Here is a 963-nt window from a genome sequence, read left to right as displayed (position 1 = left end):
CGGCGAATTCGGAGACCCCGAACATCGTGAGTGGTCGGTCGGTGTTGGTCAGCGGCACGACCGGCACCGCCAGGAGCGGGTTGTCGATGGTGGCCGTGACGCGGGCTGCGGTGACCGACGCGCCGTCACCGATCAAATGCTCGATACGGTCGGGACGGTAGATGACCCATCGGGTTTGGCGTGCGGTGCCGTCAGGGGCTAAATCAGCCCACCGTTTCACCGCTGCCAACGTCTCTCGGGTGCCAGCGTCCCGGTATACGGCGACCTGGGCGCCGGATTCGACGCTGACGGTGGCTTTCCCGTCGGGTCGTGCCCACACAATCACGGCAGATTCACCCGTTGCGAGGGCTTCACGATGGGCTGCGGGGGCGGTCTGGTCGAGGTCGCAGCGCAGCCACGCCTCCCACAACGCCCGATGACGGGTGCCGTCAGGATTCAGAAAGCCGGTGACACGCAACCGTTCAGCGATCGCGGTCACCGACAGGCGCGGCAGATTCACTGCGATGCGGTCGAACCGTTTCCCGATCGCCCGACGGGCATCCGGTGACAGGAACGCCAGCGGTTGTTCCCCGGCGTAGTACTGCGACAGCATGTGCAGCTGTGGGGCTCGAACATCGAGTGCCCGATCCAATTCGAGGGTTGATGGTTCATTCATGAGGCAAAACTCCGTACTCGTCGTCGATTCTTTCGGGTGGTGTGAAATGCGGACCGGTCCAAGGCGACGATCGCGGCGACCGCGGCGTCGATCTTGCGGGGTGATCCGCGTTTGTCCTTGGCGATCAGATCGCCCATAGGTGTTGATTTGGCGACTGCGTTGCCCAGATGCACGGCCAGATCGTCGTTGCCGTCATGGGTCAGTGACCCGGTGGTGACCGCGGCATAGAACCGGTCGGTCGCCGGGGCCATGCGTTGCGCGTGGGCGGTGTTCCACTGCAGCACTCGACGTTCGCCGTGCCGTGCGGC

At 64.7% G+C, this 963-nt stretch carries 2 protein-coding genes; both read right to left on the bottom strand.

Features of this window, described 5'->3' with window-relative positions:
- Window positions 1–655: phage portal protein (locus tag A5777_RS18790; RefSeq protein ID WP_156529427.1), on the bottom strand; the 655-nt coding region annotated here is incomplete at its 3' end.
- On the bottom strand, window positions 652–963 hold a 312-nt coding region (locus A5777_RS18785), incomplete at its 5' end, for a terminase TerL endonuclease subunit (protein ID WP_231895114.1). The genes A5777_RS18790 and A5777_RS18785, both read right to left, overlap by 4 nt.

The organism is Gordonia sp. 852002-10350_SCH5691597 (genome assembly GCF_001665715.1).
Classification (GTDB): domain Bacteria; phylum Actinomycetota; class Actinomycetes; order Mycobacteriales; family Mycobacteriaceae; genus Gordonia; species Gordonia sputi.
The sequence above is the reverse complement of the archived record's forward strand: the minus strand, read 5'-3'. Positions and strand labels throughout refer to the sequence as shown.